Origin of the sequence: Microbispora rosea (assembly GCF_900156315.1) — a bacterium.
GTDB classification, from domain to species: domain Bacteria; phylum Actinomycetota; class Actinomycetes; order Streptosporangiales; family Streptosporangiaceae; genus Microbispora; species Microbispora rosea.
In genome coordinates this window covers 46,225-72,965 of sequence record NZ_FTNI01000032.1, presented here as the reverse complement: position 1 = coordinate 72,965, position 26,741 = coordinate 46,225, and the positions used below count along the sequence as shown (strand labels likewise).

Annotated in this window: 23 protein-coding genes and 1 pseudogene; 14 read left to right on the top strand and 10 right to left on the bottom strand. The window is 71.7% G+C overall.

Features of this window, described 5'->3' with window-relative positions:
* Positions 1-7: 7 nt before the first annotated feature.
* Positions 8-1,132, bottom strand: a complete 1,125-nt coding sequence (egtA, locus tag BXA11_RS33920; RefSeq protein WP_076441157.1) for an ergothioneine biosynthesis glutamate--cysteine ligase EgtA — start codon at positions 1,130-1,132, stop codon at positions 8-10.
* 168 nt (positions 1,133-1,300) lie between these two features.
* Here egtA and dapD point away from each other — a divergent pair, with 168 nt between their 5' ends.
* The gene (gene dapD / locus BXA11_RS33915; protein ID WP_076441155.1) at positions 1,301-2,269 is read left to right on the top strand and encodes a 2,3,4,5-tetrahydropyridine-2,6-dicarboxylate N-succinyltransferase; all 969 of its coding nucleotides are present in this window, start codon (positions 1,301-1,303) and stop codon (positions 2,267-2,269) included.
* Between the two features lie 104 nt (positions 2,270-2,373).
* Positions 2,374-2,550, top strand: a complete 177-nt coding sequence (locus BXA11_RS43475) for a hypothetical protein (RefSeq protein ID WP_156081201.1) — start codon at positions 2,374-2,376, stop codon at positions 2,548-2,550.
* Positions 2,551-2,625: 75 nt separating this feature from the next.
* On the opposite strand, the gene BXA11_RS33910 is transcribed toward BXA11_RS43475, so the two are convergent.
* The gene (locus BXA11_RS33910) at positions 2,626-4,503 is read right to left on the bottom strand and encodes a glycoside hydrolase family 6 protein (protein WP_076441153.1); all 1,878 of its coding nucleotides are present in this window, start codon (positions 4,501-4,503) and stop codon (positions 2,626-2,628) included.
* Between the two features lie 369 nt (positions 4,504-4,872).
* Between BXA11_RS33910 and BXA11_RS33905 the strand changes: the two genes are divergently transcribed.
* The 3 genes from BXA11_RS33905 (at position 4,873) to BXA11_RS45030 (ending at position 8,410) form a co-directional block, all read left to right on the top strand.
* Entirely contained in the window at positions 4,873-5,850 is a 978-nt protein-coding gene (locus BXA11_RS33905) for a malate dehydrogenase (RefSeq protein ID WP_076441231.1), read from the top strand.
* Positions 5,851-5,951: 101 nt separating this feature from the next.
* Positions 5,952-7,319 carry a dihydrolipoyl dehydrogenase family protein gene (locus BXA11_RS33900; RefSeq protein ID WP_076441151.1) on the top strand — a complete coding sequence of 456 codons (1,368 nt, stop codon included), beginning with the start codon at positions 5,952-5,954 and terminating at the stop codon, positions 7,317-7,319.
* Positions 7,320-7,390: 71 nt separating this feature from the next.
* Positions 7,391-8,410, top strand: coding sequence for a hypothetical protein (locus BXA11_RS45030; RefSeq protein ID WP_076441149.1), 1,020 nt, complete (start codon positions 7,391-7,393; stop codon positions 8,408-8,410).
* Positions 8,411-8,566: 156 nt separating this feature from the next.
* Here BXA11_RS45030 and BXA11_RS45850 read toward each other — a convergent pair.
* From BXA11_RS45850 to BXA11_RS33870, 5 genes and pseudogenes are all read right to left on the bottom strand, one after another.
* Positions 8,567-9,013: pseudogene (locus tag BXA11_RS45850) on the bottom strand (DUF998 domain-containing protein); the annotation flags it as partial.
* A 120-nt stretch (positions 9,014-9,133) separates the two neighbouring features.
* Positions 9,134-10,804, bottom strand: coding sequence for an alpha-amylase family protein (locus BXA11_RS33885; RefSeq protein ID WP_239105228.1), 1,671 nt, complete (start codon positions 10,802-10,804; stop codon positions 9,134-9,136).
* Between the two features lie 137 nt (positions 10,805-10,941).
* Positions 10,942-11,145, bottom strand: a complete 204-nt coding sequence (locus tag BXA11_RS44090) for a cold-shock protein (RefSeq protein WP_030511616.1) — start codon at positions 11,143-11,145, stop codon at positions 10,942-10,944.
* Between the two features lie 212 nt (positions 11,146-11,357).
* The gene (locus BXA11_RS33875) at positions 11,358-12,272 is read right to left on the bottom strand and encodes a phosphotransferase enzyme family protein (protein WP_204053963.1); all 915 of its coding nucleotides are present in this window, start codon (positions 12,270-12,272) and stop codon (positions 11,358-11,360) included.
* A 16-nt stretch (positions 12,273-12,288) separates the two neighbouring features.
* The gene (locus tag BXA11_RS33870; protein ID WP_204053962.1) at positions 12,289-13,779 is read right to left on the bottom strand and encodes an NsdA family TPR-like regulatory protein; all 1,491 of its coding nucleotides are present in this window, start codon (positions 13,777-13,779) and stop codon (positions 12,289-12,291) included.
* Positions 13,780-14,019: 240 nt separating this feature from the next.
* On the opposite strand from BXA11_RS33870, the gene BXA11_RS33865 reads away from it, so the two are divergent.
* The 3 genes from BXA11_RS33865 (at position 14,020) to BXA11_RS33855 (ending at position 15,069) form a co-directional block, all read left to right on the top strand.
* Positions 14,020-14,307 (top strand): hypothetical protein, encoded by a 288-nt coding sequence (locus BXA11_RS33865; protein ID WP_030511619.1) that lies wholly within the window; start codon positions 14,020-14,022, stop codon positions 14,305-14,307.
* 88 nt (positions 14,308-14,395) lie between these two features.
* Positions 14,396-14,647 carry a type II toxin-antitoxin system Phd/YefM family antitoxin gene (locus tag BXA11_RS33860; RefSeq protein ID WP_030511620.1) on the top strand — a complete coding sequence of 84 codons (252 nt, stop codon included), beginning with the start codon at positions 14,396-14,398 and terminating at the stop codon, positions 14,645-14,647.
* Complete coding sequence (locus tag BXA11_RS33855; RefSeq protein ID WP_076441143.1) at positions 14,647-15,069, top strand: type II toxin-antitoxin system VapC family toxin; 423 nt, start codon at positions 14,647-14,649, stop codon at positions 15,067-15,069. The genes BXA11_RS33860 and BXA11_RS33855 overlap by 1 nt, the downstream gene beginning before the upstream one ends.
* A 13-nt stretch (positions 15,070-15,082) precedes the next feature.
* Here the strand turns inward: BXA11_RS33855 and BXA11_RS33850 are convergent, their stop codons facing one another.
* Positions 15,083-15,826 (bottom strand): DUF427 domain-containing protein, encoded by a 744-nt coding sequence (locus BXA11_RS33850; RefSeq protein WP_030511622.1) that lies wholly within the window; start codon positions 15,824-15,826, stop codon positions 15,083-15,085.
* A gap of 126 nt (positions 15,827-15,952) precedes the next feature.
* Between BXA11_RS33850 and cysS the strand changes: the two genes are divergently transcribed.
* Positions 15,953-17,308: a cysteine--tRNA ligase gene (cysS, locus tag BXA11_RS33845; RefSeq protein ID WP_076441141.1), complete on the top strand. Its 1,356-nt coding sequence runs from the start codon at positions 15,953-15,955 to the stop codon at positions 17,306-17,308.
* A gap of 288 nt (positions 17,309-17,596) precedes the next feature.
* On the opposite strand, the gene BXA11_RS33840 is transcribed toward cysS, so the two are convergent.
* Positions 17,597-18,709 carry a glycosyltransferase family 4 protein gene (locus BXA11_RS33840; RefSeq protein WP_076441228.1) on the bottom strand — a complete coding sequence of 371 codons (1,113 nt, stop codon included), beginning with the start codon at positions 18,707-18,709 and terminating at the stop codon, positions 17,597-17,599.
* A gap of 160 nt (positions 18,710-18,869) precedes the next feature.
* Here BXA11_RS33840 and BXA11_RS33835 point away from each other — a divergent pair, with 160 nt between their 5' ends.
* From BXA11_RS33835 to BXA11_RS33815, 5 genes are all read left to right on the top strand, one after another.
* Positions 18,870-19,682: a PIG-L deacetylase family protein gene (locus BXA11_RS33835; protein ID WP_076441139.1), complete on the top strand. Its 813-nt coding sequence runs from the start codon at positions 18,870-18,872 to the stop codon at positions 19,680-19,682.
* Positions 19,683-19,771: 89 nt separating this feature from the next.
* Entirely contained in the window at positions 19,772-20,857 is a 1,086-nt protein-coding gene (locus BXA11_RS33830; RefSeq protein WP_051762571.1) for a lysylphosphatidylglycerol synthase domain-containing protein, read from the top strand.
* Between the two features lie 170 nt (positions 20,858-21,027).
* Entirely contained in the window at positions 21,028-24,375 is a 3,348-nt protein-coding gene (locus tag BXA11_RS33825) for an ATP-binding protein (protein WP_076441137.1), read from the top strand.
* 182 nt (positions 24,376-24,557) lie between these two features.
* Complete coding sequence (locus BXA11_RS33820; protein WP_076441135.1) at positions 24,558-25,094, top strand: DedA family protein; 537 nt, start codon at positions 24,558-24,560, stop codon at positions 25,092-25,094.
* Complete coding sequence (locus tag BXA11_RS33815) at positions 25,087-25,941, top strand: D-alanyl-D-alanine carboxypeptidase family protein (protein ID WP_076441133.1); 855 nt, start codon at positions 25,087-25,089, stop codon at positions 25,939-25,941. Before BXA11_RS33820 ends, BXA11_RS33815 begins: the two co-directional genes overlap by 8 nt.
* On the opposite strand, the gene BXA11_RS33810 is transcribed toward BXA11_RS33815, so the two are convergent.
* Complete coding sequence (locus BXA11_RS33810; RefSeq protein ID WP_076441131.1) at positions 25,928-26,737, bottom strand: TrmH family RNA methyltransferase; 810 nt, start codon at positions 26,735-26,737, stop codon at positions 25,928-25,930. The two genes, BXA11_RS33815 and BXA11_RS33810, sit on opposite strands and share 14 nt — an antisense overlap.
* Positions 26,738-26,741 lie beyond the last annotated feature (4 nt).

Here is a 26,741-nt window from a genome sequence, read left to right as displayed (position 1 = left end):
GAGGAAGTCAAGCGAACATCTCCTCCATCTGATCGGCGGCCGGCGACCGGCCGGAATCGATGTGCCGAGAGGCGAACGCGCGGACCCGGGCGACCAGCGCGGGCTCGGCCCCGAGGCGGGGCAGGGCCTCGGCGGCGGCGCGGAAGCAGGCCGAGGCGGACCGGCGCAGGCCGGGGTCGGCGAGACCGAGACGGGCGGCGTCCGCCCACCGGTGGGCGACCGGCCGGGCCGCCTCCATGGCGATCGCGGCGGCCCGGTCGTCGGTGACGAGCGCGTGGACGACGGCCACGCACACGGGCCACTCGGCGGCCCCCTGCGCGTCGAGGTAGCGCACCTCCAGCCAGCCCCGGGGCCGTACGGGCGGGAAGAGCGTGGTGGCGTGGTAGGCGAGGTCGTCCTCGCCGGGTGGCCGCCCGGCCACGCGGGCGAAGTCGCGGAACGCCGAGCCGTCGAGGACCGGCAGGAGACCGCCGGTGTCCCGGACCAGCATCAGGCGGGCGTCGAGGAGGTAGCGCGCCCAGTCGTATGCCGGGTCGCCGTTCCGCGCGACCGGCGCGGTCCTGCTCGGGTCGAGCCTGCCCCACACGGCCTGGCGGCCGGAGGCCCACCCGTCGGCGGGCGAGTTGGCGAAGGCCGCCACCAGCACCGGGCCGAGCGCGTGGGCGCGTTCCCAGCGGGCCCGGGGATCCTCGCCGAAGTCCAGGTTGACCTGGATCGACGCCGTCGAGCACATCATCGTCAGGCCGTGCGGCCGCTCCAGGAACGCGGCCATCGCCTCATACCTGGGCTCTCGTAACTGCCGTATGGCGGGGCGCAGGGTGTCCAGGCCGCGGCCGCCCAGCCGCAGCCCGGCCCGCGCGAGCGCGAGCCGTACGGCGTCGACGTCGGCGGTGAGCTTCGCGACAGCGGCGGGCAGGACGTCCGGCGGGGCGGACAGTTCGAGCTGCCCGCCCGGCTCGAACGTCACCCGGCTGCCACCCGTGAGCGCGGGAAGCGCACCCGCGATCCGGGCGATGGGGACGGGAAGCACGGGGTTGTCCGCGTCGAAGACCAGGAACTCCAGCTCGACGCCCAACCGGTCGGAGGTGACCCCGCGGAAGCAGTCCCGTGCGTACCTCTGCACGTCGGTCATTCGCCCCCCAACGGGCCGATGTTTACGCGACTCGGTCGTGCCGAGTCAACTTTCCCCGTAATCTCCCCGTTCAACCTGAAACCCACTGAAACAGTGCGTTACACGGCTGCGAGGCGGGCGTCGTCCGCCCCGGGAATCCCTCGTCGCGAGCCGGTAGCGTTGGTGCACATGACAGCTATCGACTCCTCCACCTCGGGTGCGTACGGCATCGGCCTCGCCACGATCGCCGCGGACGGCACCGTGCTGGACACCTGGTTCCCCTTCCCGGCGCTGGGCGAGCCGCCGGCCGTGGGCACCGAGCCGATCACAGGAGACGACCTCGGCGACGGCATGACGGAGCTGGTCGGTCCCGACCCCGCCCGGGGCGTCGAGGTCGTGGCCGTGCGCACCGGCATCGCCGACCTGTCGGCCCCGCCGGCCGACGCGCACGACGTGTACCTGCGCCTGCACCTGCTGTCCCACCGCCTGGTCCGGCCGCGCGCGCTCAACCTCGACGGGATCTTCGGGCTGCTGGCCAACGTCGTGTGGACCAACCACGGCCCGTGCAAGGTGGAGGGGTTCGAGGAGGTGCGGCTGCGCCTGCGGGCCCGGGGCCCGGTGACCGTGTACGGCGTGGACAAGTTCCCCCGGATGGTCGACTACGTGCTGCCGGCCGGGGTGCGGATCGCCGACGCCGACCGCGTACGGCTCGGCGCTCACCTGGCGAGCGGCACCACCGTCATGCACGAGGGGTTCGTCAACTACAACGCCGGCACGCTCGGCGCCTCCATGGTCGAGGGCCGCATCTCGGCCGGGGTGATCGTGGGCGACGGGTCGGACGTGGGCGGCGGCGCCTCGATCATGGGCACGCTGTCCGGCGGCGGCAAGGAGGTCATCTCGATCGGCGAGCGCTGCCTGCTCGGGGCCAACTCCGGCGTCGGCATCTCGCTCGGCGACGACTGCGTCGTGGAGGCCGGGCTGTACGTCACGGCGGGCACCAAGGTCACGCTGCCGGACGGGGCGGTCGTGAAGGCGAGGGAGCTGTCGGGCAAGTCGGGCCTGCTGCTGCGCCGCAACTCGACGACCGGTGCGGTCGAGGCGGTGTCCCGCGACAGCAGGGGCATCGAGCTCAACGCGGCGCTGCACGCCAACGACTGACGCCGGCGCGGGCCGCCTCCCCCACCCTGAGATGACCCTGAGTCTGCCCTGAACTTGGCCTTCGGCCCTGTGAACGGCGGGAGGGCGGCCCGTACGGTGAAGGCATGGGACGCATTCTCCTCATCGCCGCAGCCGTAATCGTCGGGTTCTTCCTTCTCGGTTCCGTCATCGGGCTCATCTTCGGTGCGCTGAAGTGGGTCCTGATCATCGGCGCGATCGCGCTGATCGTGTCGGTCGTGCTCAAGCTCACCCGGAGCAGCAGGTCGAACCACTACTCCTGACCGGCAGCGTGGCCGGGAAAAGGGGGCGGGCCCCGCCGCGGATGCGGCGGGGCCCGCTGTCACTCGCGCCTCGTGTTACGAGAGGGGCGGGTAGGCGTTCTGCATGAGCTGCTGGAACTGCGCGGAGAACCAGTGGCCCGAGACCGGAGCGCCCGCCAGGGCGCCGCTCGGGTTGTTGCCGTTCAGGCTGTTGCCGCCGTACGTCGGGTCGCACATGCGGTCGAAGCCCTTGCCCTCGTCGTTGTCGATGGCCGAGCTGGAGCCGTCCGACTCACCCGGGGGCTTGATCCAGACGTAGGCGTCGAGACCGGCGGCGGGGTTCGCCCTCGGACGCTCGCCCATACCGGCGCCGGACTGGTTGCACCAGTTGCCGGCGTGGATCCGGCGGTCGACGCGCGACTCGTTGACGAAGGTGTCCACGTTGGTGGACGTGCTCGCCCCGCTCGGACGGGCCGAACCGCCCCAGCCGTTGCGGGAGGTGTCGATCAGCATGCCGAGGGTGTTCGGGAAGCCCTTCGCGACCAGAGCGTTGCGGAGAGCGACCGAGAAGGACTGCTCGTCCACGTACCAGTTCCAGTCGACCCAGTGGGACTGACGCACCGACTGGCCGTTCACCGAGGTGTTGATGGTGAAGTACGGCTCGACCGTCGCGCCGAAGTTGGCGGTGTTCACGATGAAACCGTCGATGCTGTTCACGCCGGCGGTGGTGCCGGTGGCGACCTGGTAGAAGAGGTTCACCATCGGCTGGAAGTTGGTGTCCCAGCCGAGCCAGGCGTGGTGCGCCGCGTCCACGTAGGTGTAGACGTTCTTGATCGCGTGCAGCTTGTTCAGCGCGTACTGCACGCCCTGGACGTAGGCGCCCGAGGACTGGGCCTCCTGGCACGCCTGGAAGGCGTTGACGTTGGTGATCAGGTTCGGCAGCGAGTCGGGCTCGATGACCGTCACGATGCGGAGGTTCGAGTACTTCGAGTCCGCCATGATCCCCGCGATCACGTCGATGTACTCGCTCTTGTACCGCGCGAGGCCGTTCTGCGCGATCTTCAGCTCGCCGTTGGAGGCGAGCGCCGAGCAGTCGCGGTTCGGCAGGTCGTAGATGACGACCTGGATCGTGAGAGGCGCGCTGCCGTTGGCCGCGTCCTGGGCGACCGCCTCGTCGAGGTGGTCACGCAGGCCCATGCTGTTGTTGCCGGCCGAGCCGGAGCTGATCGCGGCGATGCGGTCCAGCCAGACCGCCGTGGAGATGTTGGCCACCCGCGAGCCACCCGGCTCGGACTTCGCACTGGCCGACCAGTCCGGGTTCACGTAGCCCGTCGCACCGGAGTACGGGTTGTCCACGTGGGTCCCGGGCGGCGGCGGCGAGGACGACGGAGAAGCGGACGGCGACGGGGACGCCGACGGAGAGACCCGGGGAGAGGGCGAAGCCGACGGAGAGACCCTCGGGGAGGGCGAAGCCGACGGGGAGACCCTCGGGGAGGGCGAGGCGGACGGCGACGGCGACGGCGACGGCGACTGCGGGGTGCCGTTGCAGGACACACCGTTGATCTTGAAGTCGGTCGGCGCCGGGTTGCTCCCGGACCAGGTGCCGTTGAATCCGATGCTCGTCGAGCCGCCGGTGGACAGCGACTTGTTCCAGTCCATGGCGGTCACGGTCACGTTGCTGCCCGACTGGCTCCAGTTGCCCGACCAGCCCTGGCTGACCTTCTGGCTGCTGTTCGGGAACGTGAAGGCGAGGGTCCAGCCGTTGAGGGCGTCGCCCAGGTTCTGAATGGTCAGGTTGACGGACATGCCGCCCTGCCACTCACTGGCGGAGTAGTTGACTTTGCAGGAGACCGCGGCACTCGCCGAGGTGGCGGTTGCGACGGCCGCCGTGGAACCGAGCGCGAGCACGGCCGCCGCGACCAGGCCGCGGCGCACCGTGGAGCTCACGGCTCCCGGTCGGGGGGTGGATCTCATTGGGAAGGTCCTCCTGGCGATGAATTCTGCGCTTGGGAGCGCTCCCACGAACCATAGGCACCACCTCCGGCGCCGTACAGGGACCCGTCAAGGGCGGATGAACGGCGAAGTCGCGGCCCGGCGTGCACTTCGCGTCCGAGCAGGGATTCCGTCGCGCCGTTACGTCTGAAGTCACCTGCGTGTTTCGTGAAAGTTTCACCCTTTGGTCGGCGAAACCTGTGGCCAGAGGCCGGATGCCCCGTGCAACCCCCGACACGGACGTGAGCGCCCCGACGAGCGACGCGGGGAACACGGCCCTACCTGGTCACGGGAGGAACCGGCCCGACGGGTAGCATCCGTGAGTCACACATATCGCGAATGGGGATCGTCATGACCGTCAAAGTGACCGTCACCGGCGCGGCCGGCCAGATCGGTTACGCGCTGCTCTTCCGCGTCGCCTCGGGTCAGCTCCTCGGGGCAGACACCCCGGTGAAGCTGAGCCTTCTGGAGATCCCGCAGGCCGTCAAGGCCGCCGAGGGCACCGCGATGGAGCTCGACGACTGCGCGTTCCCGCTGCTGCGGGGCATCGAGATCTCCGACGACCCGGCCAAGGCCTTCGACGGCGCCAACGTCGCGCTGCTCGTCGGCGCCCGCCCGCGTACGAAGGGCATGGAGCGCGGCGACCTCCTGGAGGCCAACGGCGGCATCTTCGGCCCGCAGGGCAAGGCCATCAACGAGCACGCGGCCGACGACATCCGCGTGCTCGTCGTGGGCAACCCCGCCAACACCAACGCGCTCATCGCGCAGTCCGCGGCTCCCGACGTTCCGGGCGAACGGTTCACCGCGATGACCCGTCTCGACCACAACCGCGCGCTCTCGCAGCTCGCGGGCAAGCTGAACGTGCCGGTGACCGAGATCAAGAAGATGACGATCTGGGGCAACCACTCCGCCACGCAGTACCCGGACCTCTTCCACGCCGAGGCCGGCGGCAAGATCGCGGCCGAGCAGGTCGAGCAGGAGTGGCTGCGCGACACCTTCATCCCGACCGTCGCCAAGCGCGGCGCCGCCATCATCGAGGCGCGCGGCGCGTCCTCGGCGGCGTCCGCGGCGAACGCGGCGATCGACCACGTGCGCGACTGGGTGAACGGCACGCCCGAGGGCGACTGGACCTCGGCGGCCATCCCGTCCGACGGCTCCTACGGCGTGCCCGAGGGCCTCATCTCGTCCTTCCCCGTGGTGTCCAGGAACGGCCGCTGGGAGATCGTCCAGGGCCTGGAGATCGACGCGTTCTCCCGGGAGCGGATCGACGCCTCGGTGAACGAGCTGGTCGAGGAGCGCGACGCCGTACGGGCTCTCGGTCTCATCTGACGACAGCGCACGGAGGGGGCGGGACCGCACGGGCCCGCCCCTTCGTGTCGTCCGGGGCCGGCCGCACGATACGGCTCCGCCTGCCTGGGCAGTTGACGGGCATGGACGGCATGTACGACGTGGTGGTGCTCGGCCTGGGACCCGGCGGGGAGGACGTCGCGGGACGGCTGGCGGAGGCGGGCCTCAACGTCGCCGGCGTGGAGGCCGGCCTGATCGGGGGCGAGTGCGCCTACTGGGGCTGCGTCCCTTCCAAGATGATGGTGCGCGCCGCGGGGCTGCTCGCCGAGGCGCGGCGGGTGCCGGGCATGGCGGGCGCGGTCCGGGTCTCCCCCAAATGGGCCCCGGTGGTCGACCGGATCAGTGGAGAGGCCACCGACGGCTGGAGCGACGACGCCAAGGTGGAGCAGTTCGAGAGCAGGGGCGTCCACCTCGTCCGCGGGCGCGGCCGGATCACGGGGCCGCGGGAGGTGACCGTGGACGGCCGGGTGCTGCGCGCGCGGCGCGGGATCGTCCTCGCCACCGGGACCAGCCCCGCCGTCCCCCCGATCGACGGCCTGGAGGGCACGCCGTACTGGACCAACCGGGACGCCGTCGCGGCGCCGCACGCACCCGAGTCGCTGATCGTGCTCGGCGGCGGGGCGGTCGGCTGCGAGCTCGCCCAGGTGTTCGCCCGGTTCGGCACGCGGGTGTCGGTCGTGGAGGCCGCCGACCGTCTGCTGGCGCAGGAGGAGCCCGAGGCCGGGGTGCTGCTGGCCCGGGTGTTCGCCGGCGAGGGCCTCGAGACGCACGTCGGCGTCGCGGCCGAGCGGGTGCGGCACGACGGGGACGGCTTCACACTCACGCTGGAGGACGGCCGGGCCCTCCGCGCCGCGCGGCTGCTGGTCGCCACCGGACGCAGGACCGACCTGGCCGCGATCGGCGCGGGCGACGCGGGCCTCGACGAGAGCGCCCGGTTCGTCAGCGTGGACGGGCGGATGCGGGCCGCCGACGGCGTGTGGGCGGTGGGCGACGTGACCGGCCGGGGAGCGTACACGCACGTCGCCGTCTACCAGGGCAGGATCGCGGCCCGCGACATCCTCGGCGAGGGCGGCCCGCCGGCCGACTACCGGGCGGTGCCCCGGGTCACGTTCACCGACCCCGAGGTCGCCTCGGTCGGCCTGACGGAGCGGGAGGCCCGGGAGGCGGGGCTCGACGTGCGGGTGGGCTTCGCCTCCGTCAGCGAGTCCGCCCGGGGCTGGATCCACGGGGCCGGGCACGAGGGCTTCGTGAAGCTGGTGGAGGACGCGCGGCGCGGCGTGCTGGTCGGCGCCACGAGCGCCGGGCCGGCCGGCGGGGAGGTGCTCGGCGCGCTGGTGGTGGCGGTGCAGAACGAGATCCCGACGACGCGGCTGCGGCACATGATGTACGCCTATCCGACTTTTCACCGGGCCATCGAGGACGCGCTCGAGACGCTCGACGGCCAGACGTAGGCAACCGAGTTGTGACGAACCGGTGATGCCCCGGGCGGGTCCAATGCATGACCTCCCAGGAAGGAGCAGTCATGCGCAACCCCACCCTGCCGATAACCCTGCCGATCACATCGGGTCTGGTCGGCCTCGCCCTGTCCACGTTCACGATCTCCGCGGCGTCCGCCCCGGCCGCGGCCACCGCGCACCACTCGATCCGCTACGCCTCGGTGGACGCCTGCACGGCCAAGGACGGCACCGAGAGGCCGTGCCACACCTGGCGGGTGGACCTGCTCGACGGCAGGCGGGTCGCGCTCGAGGACGCCATGCTGTGGCCGCTCAACGCCAAGGGCAAGGTCGACAAGAGCACCAGCGCTCCCCTCACCGTCAGCGGCGACGGCGATTCGGTGGCCTACTTCCGTAAGTCGGACCATCGCCTGGTGGTGCGCGAGTTCCACGGCGGGGTGCACGGCGCGGTCCACGTGATGCCGAAGACGCCGCTACCGCGCGGCATCGGCATGGACTCGGTCTGGCTGGACATGTCCCAGGACGGCAGCCGCCTGGCCCTCGCCTACACCGACGACGACGGCGTGACGCGCGGCCGCCTGTTCGACGTCGCGCGGGCGACCGCGACCGGCACGATCCCGAAATCGGGCGGGTTCTCCGGCTTCAGCGGCGACGGCTCGGCCGTCCTCCTGCAGCAGGACGCCCCCGCCAACACCACCGGGCTGTCCGTCCACGACGTCACGGGCGCCGAACTGACCGGCGCCGTCCCACCCCAGATCGTGGCGAACAACGGCCCGTGGGCGCTGTCCGCCGACGACCGCACGGTCGCCTTCGTCACCGGCAGCGGCAAGAAGGCCGCGCTCCGCTTCTACGACGTCAGGACCGACCAGACGACGGGCTCCGTGCGTTTCTCTCTGCCGGGGGACACCTCGCCCGACATGATCGACTGGACCGGCGAGCACGAGGTGACCGTCCACGTCACCGATTCCGAGGGCGGCCGCGACGTGGTGACCGTCCTGAGAATCGACACGCGGACGGGCACGACCCGGGTCCGTGACCGATACAAGGTCCGGGCCGGCATCTACACCTACCAGAGCTGCGGCGGTTGACCTCGCCACAGACCCTGCCACAGACCCTGCCACAGACCCTGCCACAGACCCTGCCACAGACCCTGCCACAGACCCTGCTGCCGACCCTGCCGCCGATACGGACATGGCCACCAGCGCCGCCATCTCGGAGACGACGGTGAGGCGCTGGGTGAGCCCGGCCGGAACGGCCCCGGGGTCGAGATGCAGCATCCGGAAGGCGTACGGCAGGACCACGAGGAGCAGCGAGCCGAGCGCGACGGTGCACAGCACGCGCACCAGGCGCGAACGAGTGACCCGGGCGACCATCAGCCCGGCCACCGGCAGGCTCGCGAAGGCGGCGAAGGCGGCATAGCGGTGAATGTTGCCGGAGAGCGACAGCGGCACCCCCAGCGGGTCGGTCGGGAACCCGGCCACCAGCAGCAGGCAGGCGCTCCACATGCCCACCAGCAGCGCCGCGCGCCGGTCCAGCCGCCCCAGCCGGTCCAGCCGTACGGCCAGCACGGCCGAGCCCACGGCGATCGACGTCAGCGAGACCGGCAGCAGCCAGCCGTGGGGCGCGTAGAAATACTGGCTGATCGTCGCCGTGAGCGGGTCGAGCCCTCCCACCAGGTGCAGCGCGAGCATCGCGGTGGCGCCGGCCGCGACCAGCGCGTATCCCAAGACCATTCCCATGGCTCTTCACTGTGGCCGTGGGAAGGGCGCGGGCCCATCGGAGATCCACCCGAGCCGCCCCTGAGGGATCCCCTAGGAGACGTCGGCGGAATCGGCCGGGGCCGTCTCGGGGGTGGAGGCGCGGAACCAGCGGCAGCCGTACCTGCCCATGGGGAAGCGGGCCCGGCCGGAGCCGGAGATCTCGACCGTGCCGTCCACCAGCAGGTCGGTCAGCACCTTGGACGAGTCGAGCCCGTCCAGGGTGATCTCGACCTCGACCTCGGTCTCGCCGAGGTTGTGCACGGCCACGACCGTCTCGCCGTCGCAGTCGGCCCGGTGGGCGAAAACGGCGTCCACGCCGGTGTCGAGCACCGTGTACTCCCCCCAGGCGAACTCGGGGCAGTCGCGGTAGTGCCGGATCAGCCGGGTGATCCACGACAGCAGCGAGTCGGGGTCGCGCTCCTGCGCGCTGACGTTGACCTTCTCGGGGCCGTAGTCCCCGGTGGGCATGGGGATCTGCACCTTCGAGGGGTCGGCGTCGCTGAAGCCTCCGTTGCGGTGCGGGGTCCACTGCATGGGCGTGCGGACGGCCTGGCGGCCCTCCAGCTCCAGGTTCTCCCCCATGCCGATCTCCTCGCCGTAGAAGAGCACCGGAGTGCCCGGCAGCGAGAACAGCAGGCTGTAGGCCATCTTGATCCGGTCGAGGTCGCCGCCCAGCATCGTCGGCAGGCGCCGGCGCAGGCCCCGGCCGAACAGCTGCATGTCCTTGTCGGGGCCGAAGGCCGCGAAGACCTCCTCGCGCTCGGCGTCGCTCAGTTTGTCGAGGGTGAGCTCGTCGTGGTTGCGGACGAACGTGGCCCACTGGGAGTCCTTGGGCGGCTTGGGGCGCTCCCGCAGCGCGGCGGCCAGCGGACCGCCGTCCTGACGGGCCAGCGACAGGTACGTCCGCTGCATGGTGATGAAGTCGAAGCACATGGTGATCTCGTCGCCGAGATCGTTGCCGAAGTACCGCACCAGGTCGCCGTACGGCAGGTTCACCTCGCCGAGGAGGATGGCGCTGCCGTCGCGGCGACTGAGGAAGGCTCGCAGGCAGGCGAAGAACTCGTGCGGGTCCGGCAGGTCGTCGCTGTCGGTGACCTGCTCGACGAGGAACGGCACGGCGTCCACCCGGAAGCCCGACAGGCCCAGCTCCATCCAGAAGCCGAGGATCCGGGAGATCTCGTCCTGCACCTCGGGGTTGGCGGTGTTCAGGTCGGGCTGGAACCGGTAGAACCGGTGGAAGTAGTACTGCCCGGTCTTCTCGTCGTACTCCCAGAGGCTGTCCTCCTCGTCGGGGAACACGATGCCGTTGGGATCGTCGGGCTCCGGCTTGTCGGACCAGATGTACCAGTCCCGATAGCGGGAGTCGCGGCTGGAACGCGCGTCCTTGAACCAGGGATGCTGGTCGGAGGTGTGGTTGACCACGAGATCGGCGATGACCCTGATGCCGCGGTCCCTGGCCACCCGCATGAACTCGACGAAGTCGCCGAGCGTGCCGAGGCGCGGGTCGACGCGGTAGAAGTCGGTGATGTCGTAGCCGTCGTCCTTGTCGGGCGTCGGGAAGAACGGCATGAGCCAGATGCACGTCACGCCCATCCGGTCCAGATGGTCGATGCGTTGGATCGCCCCTCTGAAGTCACCGATCCCGTCGCCGTTGCCGTCGGCGAAGGTTTCGATGTCGAGGCAGTACACGACCGCGTTCTTCCACCACAGATCGGAGGTCATGCTCAATCTCATGACCGTTGCCGCTGCCCGGCAAAGGAACGGTAAAACATCGGGCCCGCGCCGCCGCAGCGGCGCGGGCCGACGTGGTGCCGCAGGCGCGGCCGGTCACGACCGCGATGTCACCATGAGTCACGTCGTCAGAGCGGCGTGACCTGTTCGGCCTGCGGTCCCTTGTTGCCCTGAACGGTCACGTAGCTGACTCTCTGGTTCTGGTCCAGCGTGCGGTAACCGTTCGAAGTGATCGCCGAATAATGAACGAACACGTCAGCGGTGCCGTCGTCCGGAGCGATGAAACCGAAGCCCTTTTCGGCGTTGAACCACTTGACAGTGCCTTCAGACAACTGCTTCTCCTTCTTGGAAGCCACACCATGTTCCCAGGTCGGGAGCACGAGGCTGCGCAGCGGATTCGTCGCGCGACCGCGTGAGACGCTGGAAATGCGCGCATATCCGCCACCGGGTCTGACCCGGGTGCGCTTTTTACAAACCATGTTTTCAGGAATTGTCTACTGCGACACTCGCAGCCTGTACGGTCAGTACCCGCGATTACCCGAGGCTATGCCGGTGCCGCCATGTACCAGCGCGCGTGCCCGTCACCGCGTGTGAGCGAGTCGAGCCGCCGGGGCAACTCCTGCCGGGAGAACGGGTCGCCGGAGGCGTTCCGGATATGGATGCCCACGGCGTACATGTCTCGCACCTCCATCAGGGTGCTGTAGCCGGGCCACAGCCGCAGGTCCGAGCCGTACGCGCGGGCGAACTCGTCCACGTCGGCCGCCGACAGGCCGAAGCGGCGCTGCCCGTGGTAGGTGTGCACCAGGTCCCACTGGCGCGGGCCGACGGCCACGCCGTCCCAGTCGCACAGCACCACGTGCCCGTCCTGGCAGCGCAGCAGGTTGTCGATCCAGGCGTCCCCGTGCAGCAGCACCGGCGAGCCGGTGTCCAGGTCGTGCCAGCGCCCGGTGAGCTCCTCGATGCGGTCGCTCAGCCAGGACCGCTGGGCGACGGTGAGCACCTCGGCCCGGTGCTCCACCGCGTGCCGCACCTCGGCGAGGGGGTCGGTGAGCGTCCGCAGCCCCACCGGCGGCACCGGCTCGCGGTGCAGGCTGCGCAGCACCCGGCCGAGCTGCCGGGTCGTCGGACGGCCGCGGGAGGGGACGTACCGCCAGAAGGTGACCGCCCGGCCGTCGTGCACGATCGGCTGGTCGGCGATCTCGTCGGCGGGCCGCACGGTCGGGAAGCCCCGGTCGGCGAGCCAGCGGGCGACCGCCACGACCACCGGCAGCCGGGTCAGCGCGTCCGGCGCGGTCGCGATCCGCACCACCAGCTCCCCGCCCGCCACGTCTCCCTGCAGCTTGAAGACCGCGTTGCTGCGCAGCCGCAGGAGCCGCGCGCCCCGCGTGTCCACCCCGATCTTCGCGCAGACCTCGCGCAGGACCCCGAACGCCTCCTCGGCCAGCGGTGCCGGCTCCATCGTCCTCATGGCGGTTTCAGGCGTTCTCGGCGGTCTCGGCGGCGACGTGGACGTCCGCGACGGGGAACAGCCCGCTGAGGGCGAGCGTGGGCGACGACTCCGACAGCACCCGTCGCAGGCGCCGTACGGCGGGCAGCGCGGGATCGGCGTCCGCCAGCAGGGCCCTGGCCCGGGTGACGACGATCGACGTGCGGTGCTCGGCGGGCACCTGCCGCAGCGCGTCCGCGGCGATCCTGCACGCCTCCTCGTGGTCGCCGTGCCTGGCCAGGTGGCTCGCCTGGTCGAGCAGGATCAGCGCCGGGTCGATGGTCTGGAAACCCGGGGGGAACCCGTCGATGCCCTGCACCTGCTGGGCGTCCCCCAGCTCGATCAGGGTGCCGGTGCGGTAGAACTTCATCCGCTTTTCGGTGAAGACGAAGGCCAGGTCGTCCTGGCTGATGCCGCGCATGCGGGCGAAGATCTGCTCCGCCTCGGCGAGCGCGATCCTGGCGGCCTTGCCGTCCCCCATCCTGGCCAGCGCGCGGGCCTCGGCCGCCGCCGCCAGCGCCGCGGGCGAGCTGGGGGCCGAGCCGGCCAGCATCCGCGCCTCGCGGGCCAGCCGCACCGTCTCGTTCAGGTCGCCGTAGTAGTAGAGGAGCATGGTCTGCTGGGCCCGCACGAGCGCCCGCAGCCGCAGGTCGCCCACGTCGTCGGAGGCGGCGCGGGCGGTGCCGTACCAGGCGTGGGCCTGGCGGGTGTCGCCCAGCTTCATCAGCGCGTCGGCGGCGAGCAGGGTGAGCATGGTGGTCGCGGTGAGCAGGCGGCGCTGCACCGACGACGGCTGGCGGACCCCGCTCAGCCGGCGCACGTCGGAGATCTCCAGCATGACCCGGCAGAGCATCGGCGTCGGCGGGGTCGTCATGTACTCCCTGCGGTAGCGCAGCACCTGCTCGTCCAGCCGGTCGAGCTGGTCCTCGCTCACCGTGCCCGTGGCCATCGTGCGGTCGAGGTCGTGGCGCAGGCCCTCGACCTCCGCGAAGAACCGGCCGCTCGGCGTGCCCATCAGCATCGCCTGGTGGAACAGCGCCCGGCGCTCCGCGTCGTCGGCGGCCGGGTCCTCGGCCCGGGCCTGCTCACCGGTCTGGCCCGGCCCCACCACGACGATCTTCTGCCCGCCCGTGTCCTCGCAGTAGTCGCCGGCCAGGCCGAGCCGTACGGCGTTGGCCCGGTAGAGCCGGGCCAGCAGGTCGATGGTCTGGGGACGCGGGCGGGCCCGGTTGTTCTCCCAGGCGTTCAGCAGGTCGATGCTCGCCCGAGGGTGACCGAGATTGTGCTGCTCGCACAACTGCTCCAGCTCCTCGATCGCCTGCCTGGCCGACCACCCGCGGCCGAGCCTGTGCGCTTTCAGCAGGCTGACGCCGCAGCACCCGTGGATCGCCTGAACGGTCTGCCAGAGCGTCCACTGCCGTGCCTGTGCCTGTTCGCGCCAGCGACGCGCGCAAGCGGGTGAGTGCTCTCCGCGGGCCATGTGCACGCCCTCCACTGGTGAAGCGGTCCCCGTTTACGGTTGTTTCCCCAAGGTAAACGCGCAGGCACGCAACCCCCCGGGACTGTTACCCCTTCGTGTTCCCGAACCCGCGGGTGTTCCACGGAATCCGAGCGAGTTCCCTGGTTATTGCACGGTTTCGGCGAATCGGCGCGATTGCCGGTGGGTCGTTGCGGGTTCACCCTTTCCGGTGATAGGTCCTGACGTTCCCGGAGGCTGACCATGACGACGGTAGACCGCAGCGAGGCGATGGACCACCTGGAGCGGCTCGCCGCGCAGCTCGAGGCCCACTCCTTCCAGGTGCGCCTGACGGCGCCGGCCGGCCTCTATCCACGTCTGCGCGTCATCAACCCCATGGAGCCCACGATGGCCGAGGACGTGCTCGCGTCCAGCGCCAGCGACGGCGAGTGGTGGTACTGGCTGTCCTGGGCCGGCCGGATCGGGCACGCCTCCGACGTGGTCACCGCCGCGGAGCGCATCGCCAGCGTCCTCCACGTCATCCGCCGCTGAGTCACCCGCGGCACAGCTCCCGCTCGACCGCGCCGCCGCCCGCCAGCGCCTATAGTCCTATCTAGACAGACTAGACAGGAGCGCCGCTATGACCGCCTGGCAGGTGCAAGAGGCGAAACAACGGTTCAGCGAGGTCGTGCGCCGCGCGCTTGACGAAGGCCCGCAGGTCGTTACACGGCACGGTGAAGAGGTCGCGGTGGTCATCGACATCGCCGAATACCGCCGTCTCAAAGGAGACGCCCCCGACTTCGCCCGTTTCCTCCTCGCGGACCCCGATTGGGACGACGACGTCGAGTTCCCTCGGAACAAGGACCTCCCACGAGAGGTGGACCTCGGCTGATGCCCGTCGGCTATCTGCTCGACACGAACGTGGTGTCGGAGGCGCGCAAGCGGAACGGGAGCGTCTCAGTCAGGGACTGGATCGACGCGGCTCACGGACCCACGCTCTACATGAGCAGCCTCACCGTCGGCGAGATCCGTTGCGGAGTCGAACTCCGCAGGCGCAGCGACCCCGCACAGGCGGCGGTGCTGGAGCGCTGGCTGCACGCCTTGCAGCGGCAGTTCGGAGACCGCATCGTCCCCGTGACTCCCGCGGTCGCCGAGGAGTGGGGACGGCTGAACGGCGTACGAACCCTGCCGACGACGGACGGCCTGATCGCGGCGACGGCCAGGGTGCACGGATGGACCCTGGTCAGCCGGAACGTCAAGGACTTCGAGGGCACCGGTGTCTCTGTGCTGAATCCGTTCGACCTTCACGGCTGACCGGTAGCGAGGGTCAGGCGAACTTCGACTTCGGGCGGTCCTGGAGGACGCCGTCGACGTACACGTCCACCTTCTCGTCGTAGAAGGCGACCAGCCCGGCGATCTTCTGCGACTCCGGGAGCGGCGTGGGGTACGACCAGACGAGGTCCCTGCCGGATTCGTCCTCGCCGACCGACCAGTACACCGCGCGGCCCTTGTACGGGCAGTGGGTCACGGTCTCCGACGGGCGCAGCAGGTCCAGCCGCACGTCGGTCTTCGGCAGGTAGTAACGCGGCGGCAGGCCGGTCTCGAACAGGATGCGCGGGCTGCGCGAGTCGGCGACGGTGACGCCGCCCACCTCCACCCGTACGTGACGCGAACTGGGCAGGATGTCCACCCGCGTGTACGGGTCGCGGGGATGGACGAAGACCTCCTCGTCCTCCTCGAACCAGTTGTCCATCGCGTTCCACTCGAAGCGGACGTGGCCCCGGATCTGCTCCAGCGGCGCGTCGTCCCCGTACACGAGGGCGGCGCCCGCCCGGCCGGCCACGTCGTGGACCGCCGCGTCGCCCCTGCTCGGCGAGTGCCGCGTCTCCCCGGTGGCCTTCAGCTCCTCCGCGCGGACGTCGTCCGCCGGGAAGTAGTACGTCGGGTAGTAGGGGACCTCCCAGACCAGCAGGGCCCGGGTGGTGTCGGCCACCGCCCGGCCCTCGACGTAGGCACGCACGCGCTTGGCCGTCGTCTCCACCCGGACGCGGCCCCGTTTCGTCGGCTCCATGCCTGCGCCAACCAGCGGGCGGATCGTCCTTATTCCCCGTCCTCACAATCGCCATTTCCCGGTGTGCGGGGCGGGGTCGGCCCGCGCTATCGACAGCGAGCGGATAAGTCGCTTACCCTCGGCTAGGTGGGTCTTCGCCTTTACGATACGCATCGCCGCGCCGTCCGCGATTTCGTCCCCCGAATTCCCGGAACTGTGTCGATTTATCTCTGCGGTCCCACCGTCGTCGTTCCGCCGCACGTGGGACAGCTCAGATCGCAGGTGAATTTCGACATCCTGCACCGCTGGCTGAAAAACAGCGGATATGAGGTCCTGCTCTGCCGGAACGTCACCGACATCGAGGACAAGATAATTCACAGGGCCATTTCCGAGGGGGTTCCCTGGTGGCGGGTCACCGACCCCGTCCACCGCGCCTTCGTCCGCACCTACACCGCCCTGGGATGCCTTCCGCCCAGCGTGGAGCCGCGGGCGACGGGGCACATCCCGGAGATGATCGAGATGGTCGAGCAGCTCGTCGCGTCCGGCCACGCCTACGAGTCCGACGGAAACGTCTATTTCTCGGTCGGCGCCTACCCGCATTACGGGTCCCTCTCCCGGCAGCAGGCGAGACACCTGAGGGCGACCGAGGAGAACGAGCACGGAAAACGCGACCCGCGCGATTTCGCATTGTGGAAGAGCGCCAAACCCGGCGAGCCGGTGTGGGATTCACCCTGGGGCGAGGGGCGCCCGGGGTGGCATCTGGAGTGTTCCGCGATGGCCCGCAGATATCTGGGCGCGGAATTCGACATCCACGGCGGCGGAGCCAATCTCATATTTCCGCACCACGAGAACGAGATGGCCCAGTCGCGGGCCGCCGGAGACTCTTTCGCGCGATTCTGGCTGCACAACGGGCCGGTGACGCACCGGGGCGAGAAGATACGCAAACACCACCGCAACCCGCTGGCCGTCCCCGCCCTGCTCGACCGCGTACGGCCGGCCGAACTCCGCTATTACCTGGCGGCGGCCCATTACCGGTCGCCGGTGGAATTCAGCCCCGACGCCCTGGACGAGGCGGCGGCGGCCTACCGGCGGATCGAGAGGTTCGTGCTGCGGGTGTCCTCCGACGCCGCCGCGTCCCTCCCCCCGCAGTTCAGCGAGGCCATGGACAACGACCTGAATGTGCCGCAGGCCCTCGCGGCCGTCCACGGCGCGGTGGCCGAGGGCAACGCCGCGCTGGCGTCCGGAGATCGCGAGCAGGCGGCCGCGAAATGCCGATCGGTCCGGGCCATGCTGAATGTGCTCGGCCTCGATCCGCTCAGCGATACCTGGCATCGGGAAACGCATCTGCAGGAAGTGGCGGGGGCCGTACTCCGGGTGGTCCGTAATCTCGCCGCCGCCAGCGCCCGGCAGGGAGATCACGAACGCGCGCGGATCATGGAGCAGCACATCGAGAGGGCGCTCGCTAAACGCCGCCAAATCGAGCATGCCGCGCTTATCAGATAGATCTTGATCGCCCGGCCGGCGTGCGGGCGGCCCCCGCCCAGCCGTCCGCCACGCGCGGATGACCGACGGGCGGATGTTACAAGAACAAGAACTGACGCTCGGAGGATAATCTCGGCCAATTCATGGGAATCATGAAGGCACCAGCTGACGGACTCCGCCGAAAGGAGGGCCCCGATGAAGAAGGTGCAGATCGTGCCGCGACCGCGGCCGCCGAGAACTCCCGCCCCGATCGACCTGCGCACCCCCTCGGGAAGGGTCCTCCCCTACTAGACCCCGAGTGACCCCGGATCAGCTTCCGGCCAGCTCGTAGCAGTGGGCGAAGCCCTCAAGCACGGCGGGCCAGGAGCACCGGACCGGCTCCGTCTCCCTGTTGTGCTCGGCGATCGACTGACGCAGGGCGGAGTCGCGGGCCAGCCGTACGACCGAGGCGACGAGGTCGTCGAACGTGCGGCCCAGCAGGCCCTCCTTGCCCGGCCTGACGAAGTCGGCCACGCCGCTCTGCGCCCGCGCGACCACCGGCACGCCGGCCGCGCGGGCCTCCAGCGCGGCCAGGCCGAACGACTCGCGCGGCGCCGGGGCCACGAACACGTCGGCCCCGGCCAGCAGGTCCTTGATCTGCTCCCGGCTGTACCTGCCCGGCAGCGACACCCAGCTCATCCGGCGCGCCCTCAGGTAGCGCTCCATGCGCCCGCGGGCCGGGCCGTCGCCCACGATCGTCGCGCGCATCGCGACGTTCCCCGGCACCCTGTCACGCGCCGTCTCCAGCAGCTTGAGCAGGCGCAACGGCTGCTTGCGCGGCGCCAGCCTTCCCACCGCCACCACATGCACCGTCCCGTCCCCGGCGTCCCGTACGGCGCTGTGCCGTTCCGAACCGGGCTCGGGCCGCCACGAGGTCACGTCGAGGCCGTTCGACACCACCTGTACGGGCACCCTAGGCCCGGCCACGGCGCGGATGGGGCGCGCGGCGGCCTCGCTGACGGCGGTGAGGACCAGGCCCCAGCGCCGCCACCCGAAGGCCGCCTCCAGCGCCCGATAGACGCCCCGGGTGACCGGATCCCACATGCTGTGGACGGTCGCGACCACCGGCAGCCCGGACCGCACCGCCGCGTGCACTCCCATCCACGCGAACGGCGAGACGGCCCCCGTGTGGACGTGCGCCACGTCGTACCGGCCGCTCGCCATGATGCGGAGAAGGTGGGCCGTGCCGCGCGGATGGACGGGCAGGTCGAACGGGAGGTTCGCGACCACGCGGTGCACCCCCGGCAGCCGCTCCCCCGGCGTCGCCGTCACCACCTCGACCGTGTGGCCCGCCTCTCGCTGGGCCCTGACGAGGTCGGCGACCTGCACCTCGATCCCTCCGAGCCGCGGCAGGTAGCAGTCGCTGACGTGAAGAATCCTCACCGGGTCAGCCTGGCAGAGCACGCCACGCCCATCAAACCGCGCGCCTGTCCTGACTGCTCACAGGGGAGGCCGACGTCACGCGACCCGGGCCACGTGGGATCATGGGCGGAAGCCGGCGCAGATGAGTGGAGCACGCGATGACGACGTTCCGTGGGGCGCGATGAGGACGGCGGTGTTCTTCCACGCCCATCCCGATGACGAGGCGCTGCTGACCGCCGGGACCATGGCCATGCTGGCCGACGAGGGGCACCGCGTGGTGCTCGTCGTCGCGACGGCCGGTGAGCGCGGCCTCGCCGAAGTCCCCCACGGCGAGGAGCTCGGCAGGACCCGCATGGACGAGCTGCACCGATCGGCCGCGGCCCTGGGCTGTGCCCGGGTCGTGCTGCTCGGCTACGGGGACTCCGGCCTGGCGATCGACGGCGGCGTGGCCGGCGAGCGGCCGGACGACGCGTTCATCGACGCCGACATCGAGGAGGCGGCGCAACGGCTGGCCTCGGTGCTCAAGGAGGAGACGGCCGACCTCCTCACGATCTACGACCCGGCCGGCGGCTACGGCCACCCCGACCACGTGCAGGTCTACCGGGTCGGCAGCCGGGCCGCCGAGATCGCCGGGACGCCCATCGTGCTGGAGGCGACGGTCGACCGCGACCTGCTGCTCAAGGGCGTGCGGCTGGCCTCCCGGTTCTACCCGGCGATCGACGTGCGGAGCTTCGAACGGGCCTACTCGCCCCGGGACTCGATCACCCACCGGGTCAACGTGCGCAAGTACGCCAAGGCCAAGAGGGCGGCGATGGCGGCCCACGCCAGCCAGGCCACCGGCGGCGACGGCGACCGCACGCTGGGCGCGATGCTGAAGATCCCGGGGTTCGCCTACCGCTTCGTCTTCGGCACCGAGTGGTACGTGCGCCGCGGCCTGCCCCGCGGCACCCGCCTGCGGCATCCCTTCGACGGCGGCCCGCAGGCCACCCCCTAAGGGTCGTGCTCCTCCGTCAGGAGGATTCGGCCGCCCCCGAGGGCCCGGCAGACTGGAGGGGACCGACACCGGACTGGGGGCATACGCGGGTGAACAGGAAGTGGCTGCAGATCGCGCTGTCTGTGGTGTCGCTCGGGCTGGCCACGGCGCTGGTGGTCTATCTCCCGGAGATCGTGCACACCCTCACCGGCGCCACCGTGAGCTGGACGGAGATCGGCCACCAGTTCGGCGGTCTCGGGTGGCAGACCATCGCGCTGATGACCGTCCTGTGGCTGGCGAGCCTGCTGGCGTACACGTTCGTGATGACCTCCGCGCTGCCCGGGCTCACGCACATGCAGGCGCTCACACTCAACGCCGCGGGAAGCGCGGTCAGCAACCTGCTGCCGTTCGGCGGCGCGGCGGGCGTGGCCCTGACGTTCGGCATGACCCGCGGCTGGGGCTTCGCCAACCGGCCGATCGTCGTCTACACGCTGGTCACCGGCATCTGGAACTCGCTGTTCCGGTTCATCCTGCCCGCCGTGGGGATCGTGTGCCTGCTCATGGCGGGCAAGGCCACCAATCCCACGGTCGCCAAGGCGGGCTGGGTCGGGGCCGTCTCGATCCTCGTCCTCGTCGCCGTCGTCGCCACGGCGCTCTACTGGGACCGCGCCGCCGCCGTCCTCGGCCGCGTCCTCGACGGGATCGTACGGCTCGCGCCCCGGCGGTTCCGCCCGGCGGAGCACGCGGCGTCGGCGGCCATCGAACGGCTGCGCAGGGACACCGCCGAGATCATCCACAGCCGGTGGGCGGGCCTGTCGCTCGGGATGGTCGCCTTCCTCGCCCTGCAGTGCCTGATCATGGCCGCCTGCCTGGTCGCCACCGACTCCTACCCGGGGCCGGCCGAGACCGTCGCCGTCTTCGCGCTCAGCCGCGTCCTCACCACCGCCCTCGTCACGCCCAGTGGAGCCGGGATCATGGAGGGGGGCGTCGCCACACTGCTGATCGGGGCGTTCGGGCAGCCCGCGGGCGGGGCCACCGCGGCCGCCGTGCTGTTCGGCTTCTGGACCTACACCATCGAGATTCCCTGGGGCGGGCTGGCGCTCGGCGGCTGGGCCCTGCTGCGCAGGCGGGAGACCCGCGCCGGGGCCGCAGAGGCGGGATCGGCCGCCTCCCCGCACCGCACCCGGGTCCGCTGATCAACTGCGGGTCACCCTGCCGATCTCCTACACTCGCTGGGCGAGAAGGTGAGAGTGCCCGGGTTGGTGAATGCCTTGTGCCCCTTCGCGGGCGCGCATACGGTGACGCCTGAGACAGGACGACCAGCGGCGGCCGGCAGGCACGGCGCACGAGAGCGGAGGAGCGCCCGATGAGCCCCCCGACGAGCCCGGTGGCGTTCCGGGTCCTCGGACCGGTGGGGGCGCACGACGGCACCGACGAGCTCGACCTCGGCGGGCTGCGGCAGCGCGCGGTGCTGGCCCGCCTGCTCGTGGCGCGCGGCCAGGTCGTGCCCGTGGACACCCTGCTGTTCGACCTGTGGGACGACGACACCGCCAAGGGCGCCCAGTCGGGGTTGCAGGTCTACATCTCCCGGCTGCGCCGCGTGCTGGAGCCCAACCGGCCCCGTGGCGGGCCCAACCGCCTGCTCGTGACCGTCGCGTCGGGGTACGCCCTGCGCGCCGCCCCGGAGCAGGTGGACGCCCTGCGCTTCGAGGCCATGGTCCGCTCGGCCGGGGAGCGGATGGAGGAGAGCCCCCAGGCCGCCCGGGCCCGGCTGGACTCCGCGCTCGCGCTGTGGCAGGGCACGCCTTACTCGGACTTCGCCGACCAGCCCTGGGCGGAGGCGGAGGTGGCGCGGCTGAGCGAGCTGCGCCTGGTGGCCAGGGAGCGGCACGCCGACGCCGGGCTGCGGATGGGCCTGCACGCCGAGACCGTGCCCGACCTGGAGGCGCTGACGACCCAGCACGCCCTGCGTGAGGAGGGCTGGCGGCTGCTCGCGCTCGGGCTCTACCGGTGCGGGCGGCAAGGCGACGCGCTCGCCGCGCTGCGCCGGGCCCGCACGATCCTGTCCGACGAGCTGGGCATCGACCCGGGGCCGGCGCTGCGGAAGCTGGAGTCGGACATCCTGGCCCAGGCCCCCGGGCTCGACCTCGTGCTTCCCGCGCCCCGGCGGCCCGCCGAGATCACCGCGACCTGGCCGCCCCGGCCGGTCGCCACCGGCGACGCCCCGCCGCTGGAGCCCGAGCCGTTCGTCGGCCGCGACGCCGAGCTGGCCGCGCTCGCCGCCGCCGCGCCCCGCGTCCAGGCGGGCCGGTTCACGGTCGCCGTGGTCAGCGGCGACCCCGGCGCGGGGAAGACGACGCTGGTGCGGCGGCTGTTCGAGCGGCTGGAGGGCGACGGCTGGATAGGGGCGACCGGAGGCTGCCCCGACAGCACGGCGACCCCGCCCGGCTGGGCCTGGGTCGAGGTGCTGCGCGCCCTGGTCGCCCGCAGGGGCGCGGGCGAGTACGCCGCGCTGCTGGCGCCGCTGCTCGACGACGCCGCTCCCGACACCGCCGACGACGAGGCGTCGGGCGGCTTCCGGCTGCACCGGGCCGTCGGCGGCTACCTGTCGGCCGTGGCGCGCGAGGCCCCGCTGCTGATCCTCCTGGAGGACCTGCACTGGGCCGACGACCAGACGCTCGCGCTGCTGCGCGCGCTGCCCAGCCTGCTCGCCGCCAGCCGCGTGCTCGTCGTGGTGACCTGCCGCGACGGCGAGCTGAACGACCAGCAGCAGGATGTGCTGGCCGCGCTGGCCCGGCTCGACCCCGTACGCGTGGGGCTCGGCGGCCTCGACGACGCCGCGGTGGCGGAGCTCGTCCGGGCGACCTGCGTGCACGAGGTGGACGACGAGGTCGTCAGCACGATCGTCGAGCGGGCCGGGGGCAACCCGTTCTTCGTCAAGGAGACGGCCCGGCTGTTCGAGGCCGAGGCCGACATCTCCGAGGTGCCCTCGGGCGTGCGCGACGTGTTGCGGCGGCGGATCGCCCGGCTGCCGGAGCGGGCCCAGCAGGTGTTGCTGCAGGCCGCCGTGATCGGCCGCGACGTGGACGTGGACGTCCTCGTCGACGTCTCCGGCGACGAGGACGCCGTGGTGGACGCGGTCGAGGCGGCCCTGCTCGCCGGGCTGGCGACCGAGCCGGGCCCCGGCCTGCTCAGGTTCGACCACGACCTGGTCAGGGACACGATCTACTCGGACGCCTCCCGGCTGCGCCGCTCGCGGCTGCACGCCGCGGTCGCCTCGGTGATCGAGCAGCGCAGCCCGAACGACGTGGCCGCGCTGGCCCACCACTACGACGCGGCGGGCACGGTGGAGACCGCCGCGAAGGCCGTGCGGTACGCCGGGCTGGCGGCCGAGCAGGCCGAGCGCAGGTTCGCCCACCGGGAGGCCGCCACCCTCTGGCAGCAGGCCATCGCCGCCTTCGACCGGGCTCGCACAGGCCGTGGATCCGTACGCGACCGGCTGGAGCTTCAGCTGCGGATGATCAGGGCGCTGGCGCTGTGCGGGGACATGACCGCCGCCCGCGCGCATCGGGGGGAGGCGATGGCGGTCGCGCTGCCCCTCGGCGATCTGGAGCTGACCGCCCGGGTCGCGGCGGCGCTCGCGGTGCCGCACAAGGGCATCGCGCGCGACTTCACGCGCACGGCCTGGGAGATCGTCGACGTCACCGAGAAGGCGCTGGTCGAGCTGCCGGAGGGCGAGCAGTCGCTGCGGGCCAGCCTGCTCGCGACGCTGGCCCTGGAGTTGGAGGGGTCGGCCACCGAGCGCGGCTACCAGGCGTCGCTGGAGGCCGAGGAGCTGGCCAGGTCGAGCGGCGACCCGGCGCTGCTGGCGATGGCGCTGAGCGGGCGGCTGCGGCAGTCCTACACGCTGACGCAGGTCGACGAGCGCGAGACCATCGGCCGCGAGCTGCTGCGGGTCGGGGCGGAGTCGGGCCAGATCGCGGTGCAAACACTGGCGCACCTCGTGCTGCTGGAGTGCGCGGCGGCCCGGGGCGACTTCGCCGAGGCCGACGAGCACCTCGCGCAGGCCGAGCGCCTCGGACGGCAGTACGCCCTGCCTGCCCCGGCGGCGGTCGGCGCGTGGTACGCCGGGCAGCGGCTGATGATCACCGGCGACTACGCCGGGGCCGAGCGGGCCTACCGGAACGCGGCGCGGCTTACCGCGCGGGCCGGCATGCTCGAAGGCCGCCAGGACCTGCCGCTGATCGCCACGTTCTGCCTGCACCTGGTGGACGGGCGGGCCGCCGAGATGGCCGAGCCGCTGGGCGAGGCCCACCAGCGCGGCGCGAAGTGGACGCTCGACGCCTACGCCGTGGCGCTCGCCTCGGCCGGGCACGTGCGGGACGCCCAGGTGGTGGCCGCGAGCCGGGAGCCGGTCCGCACCGACTTCCTCTACGAGCTCGCGCTCATCTGGCGGGCGCTCGCCGGGATGCTGCTGGACGACGAGGGCCGGATGCGGGAGGCGTACGAGAAGCTGGCGCCGTTCCGCGACCGCATCGCCGGGGCCGGCACCGGCGTGGTCGCGCTGTGGCCGGTGGCGAAGACGCTCGGCGATCTCGCCGTACGGCTCGGCCTGCCGGCCCGAGACCACTACGAGAAGGCGCTGGCCGTGGCCGAGCGGGTGGGCGTGCCCCGCTGGGTCGCCGAGGCCCGCGGAGCGCTCGCGAACAGGTGAGCAAGTAGAGGGGCGGAGTTCGCAAAGGCCCCTGTCGCATCGCGAACCCGTCACCTCTCGTCCCCTCAGGTGTACAAAGGACGAATTGATCGCCGCTTGACATCCGCTTGCAATCGGCGCGAGCCGGGACGCTAAGGTAAGGCTTGCCTGATGACTGCCCCCACGACCGGCGGTGAGAGCACGTGAGGATTCCCGACCCCACGGCCGCCTCCGTGTTCGGCCTTCCTCTGTGGCTGGTCGTCGCGGTCGGCGCGGTCGCCCTGTTCGGCGCGTTCCAGGTGTACTACTGGGTCGGCCGCAGGCTCGGCGAGGCGCTCTACCGCTCGCGGATGGGCCGCAGGATCGGCCGGGCGCGGATCGAACGCGTGGAGAACGTGGTGCGCCGGTGGGGCGCGCTCGCCGTGTACGGCTGCTTCTGGGTGCCGGGCCTGCGGCACACGCTGCCGTGGGTCGCGGGGGCGCTGCGGGTGGACTACCGCTGGTATGTGGTGGCCAGCGCGCTCGGCTGCCTGACCTGGGTGCCGGTGACCTCCTTCGGCCTCTACTCGCTCCTGTGGGCCTGGCTGTCGCTGGCGGCCCGGTCCCCCGCGCTGGCCGCGGCCGTCGTCGCCGTCGTGGCCCTGGCCGTCGCCCTCCTCGTACGGCGCCGCAGGAGGAGGGGCGGGACCGGAGACGCGCCCGCCACGCCAGAAGCCGTGCGATCATGTCCGGATGCGTAACGGGGTAATCATCGCGCTGGCCGCCGCCCTCGTCACGGCAGGGGCCGCCGCCGCACCCGCTCAGGCCGCCGCAACACCGTCGGTCACCGCCAGGGAGGCCTACCTGGTGGACACCACGGACGGAACGGTCCAGTTCGCCAAGCGCGAGACGCGCCGGGTGCCGGTCGCGAGCCTGACCAAGGTCATGACCGCCTACGTGGTGCGGCGGCAGGCCCGCCTGGACGACGTGGTGACCATCACCAAGGCCGACATACGGCACGCGACGGCCGGCGGGGCCACGACCGCGGGCCTGCGGGCGGGCGAGCGGCTCACGGTGCGCGACCTGCTCTACGGGCTCATGCTCCCCTCGGGAGCCGACGCCGCGCACGCCCTGGCCGAGCGGTACGGCCCGGGGACGGCGAAGTTCGTCGCCAAGATGAACGCCGCGGCACGGCGCCTCGGCCTGCGCGACACCCGCTACGCCAACCCCGACGGCCTGCCGTCGAAGGCGTACTCCACCGCCCGCGACCAGGCGACGCTGGCCGTCGCGGCGCTGCGCGACCCCGTGATCGCGACCGTCGCCAGGACGCCCAGGCGGGCGGTCGGGAAGTCGGCCCTCCACCGGGCGCACGTGTGGCACAACACCAACGACCTGCTGGACGACGGCGCGGTGGGGCTGAAGACCGGCTTCACCAGCCAGGCGGGCTACTGCCTGTCGTTCGCCGCCGTCCGGGACGGGCGCACGTACGTGGGGGTCGTGCTGGGCGAGCGCAGCGAGAAGGCCAGGCTGGCGACCGCGCGCAAGCTGCTCGACTGGGCCGGGACGGGAGCCTCCGAGGAAGCAGAGCCCGGGGTCACGATCCCCTGAGCAGGCCGTGACAGGCGATGGCCGCGGCGGCCACCACGTTCAGGGAGTCGACGCCGAGGTCCATCGCCTGTGCGCTCATCGGGATGCAGACGGGCTCGTCGGCCTCGTGCAGCCAGTGGGACGACAGCCCGTCGCCCTCCGAGCCGAGCATCAGCGCGACCCGTCCGGACAGCGGGGCCTTGTCCAGCGGCACGGCCGACTGGTCGGGCGTGAGCGCGAGCAGGCGGAAGCCGGCCGCCCTGATCTCCGCCAGGCCGCCGTGCCAGTCGGCCATACGGGCGTACGGAATGGCGAACACCGCCCCCATCGACACCTTGACGGCCCTGCGATAGAGGGGGTCGGCGCAGCGCGGTGACAGCACGATCGCGCCGACGCCGAGCGCCGCCGCGCAGCGGAAGATCGCCCCCACGTTGCCGTGGTCGACCAGATCCTCCAGGACGAGGATCCGCGACCCCGCGTCCGTGAGGAGTTCGCCGACCGAGGGAAGCGGGGTGCGCTCCATCGCGGCGAGCGCGCCCCGGTGCACCTGGAAGCCGGTGATCCCCTCCATCACCCGGTCGGAGACCACGTAGACGGTGGCCTCCCCGACGACGCCGGCCAGCGCGTCGAGCCATTTGGCGGTGGTCAGCACGGAACGCACCGGATGGCCCGCGCCGATCGCCCGCCTGATGACCTTCTCGCCCTCGGCGACGAACAGCCCGCGCTCGCTCTCGACGCTTTTGCGCAGGTCGACGTCGCGCAGCCGCACGTAGTCCGACAGGCGCGGATCGGCGGCGTCCTCGACCGGGATGACCACGGGC

What these genes read in the sequence shown, in the direction of transcription:
- egtA (WP_076441157.1), bottom strand. Translation starts at nt 1,132, where the DNA reads ATGACCGACGTGCAGAGGTACGCACGGGACTGCTTCCGCGGGGTCACC.
- dapD (WP_076441155.1), top strand. Translation starts at nt 1,301, where the DNA reads ATGACAGCTATCGACTCCTCCACCTCGGGTGCGTACGGCATCGGCCTC.
- BXA11_RS43475 (WP_156081201.1), top strand. Translation starts at nt 2,374, where the DNA reads ATGGGACGCATTCTCCTCATCGCCGCAGCCGTAATCGTCGGGTTCTTC.
- BXA11_RS33910 (WP_076441153.1), bottom strand. Translation starts at nt 4,503, where the DNA reads ATGAGATCCACCCCCCGACCGGGAGCCGTGAGCTCCACGGTGCGCCGC.
- BXA11_RS33905 (WP_076441231.1), top strand. Translation starts at nt 4,873, where the DNA reads ATGACCGTCAAAGTGACCGTCACCGGCGCGGCCGGCCAGATCGGTTAC.
- BXA11_RS33900 (WP_076441151.1), top strand. Translation starts at nt 5,952, where the DNA reads ATGGACGGCATGTACGACGTGGTGGTGCTCGGCCTGGGACCCGGCGGG.
- BXA11_RS45030 (WP_076441149.1), top strand. Translation starts at nt 7,391, where the DNA reads ATGCGCAACCCCACCCTGCCGATAACCCTGCCGATCACATCGGGTCTG.
- BXA11_RS33885 (WP_239105228.1), bottom strand. Translation starts at nt 10,804, where the DNA reads ATGACCTCCGATCTGTGGTGGAAGAACGCGGTCGTGTACTGCCTCGAC.
- BXA11_RS33875 (WP_204053963.1), bottom strand. Translation starts at nt 12,272, where the DNA reads ATGGAGCCGGCACCGCTGGCCGAGGAGGCGTTCGGGGTCCTGCGCGAG.
- BXA11_RS33870 (WP_204053962.1), bottom strand. Translation starts at nt 13,779, where the DNA reads ATGGCCCGCGGAGAGCACTCACCCGCTTGCGCGCGTCGCTGGCGCGAA.
- BXA11_RS33865 (WP_030511619.1), top strand. Translation starts at nt 14,020, where the DNA reads ATGACGACGGTAGACCGCAGCGAGGCGATGGACCACCTGGAGCGGCTC.
- BXA11_RS33860 (WP_030511620.1), top strand. Translation starts at nt 14,396, where the DNA reads ATGACCGCCTGGCAGGTGCAAGAGGCGAAACAACGGTTCAGCGAGGTC.
- BXA11_RS33855 (WP_076441143.1), top strand. Translation starts at nt 14,647, where the DNA reads ATGCCCGTCGGCTATCTGCTCGACACGAACGTGGTGTCGGAGGCGCGC.
- BXA11_RS33850 (WP_030511622.1), bottom strand. Translation starts at nt 15,826, where the DNA reads ATGGAGCCGACGAAACGGGGCCGCGTCCGGGTGGAGACGACGGCCAAG.
- BXA11_RS33835 (WP_076441139.1), top strand. Translation starts at nt 18,870, where the DNA reads ATGAGGACGGCGGTGTTCTTCCACGCCCATCCCGATGACGAGGCGCTG.
- BXA11_RS33825 (WP_076441137.1), top strand. Translation starts at nt 21,028, where the DNA reads ATGAGCCCCCCGACGAGCCCGGTGGCGTTCCGGGTCCTCGGACCGGTG.
- BXA11_RS33815 (WP_076441133.1), top strand. Translation starts at nt 25,087, where the DNA reads ATGCGTAACGGGGTAATCATCGCGCTGGCCGCCGCCCTCGTCACGGCA.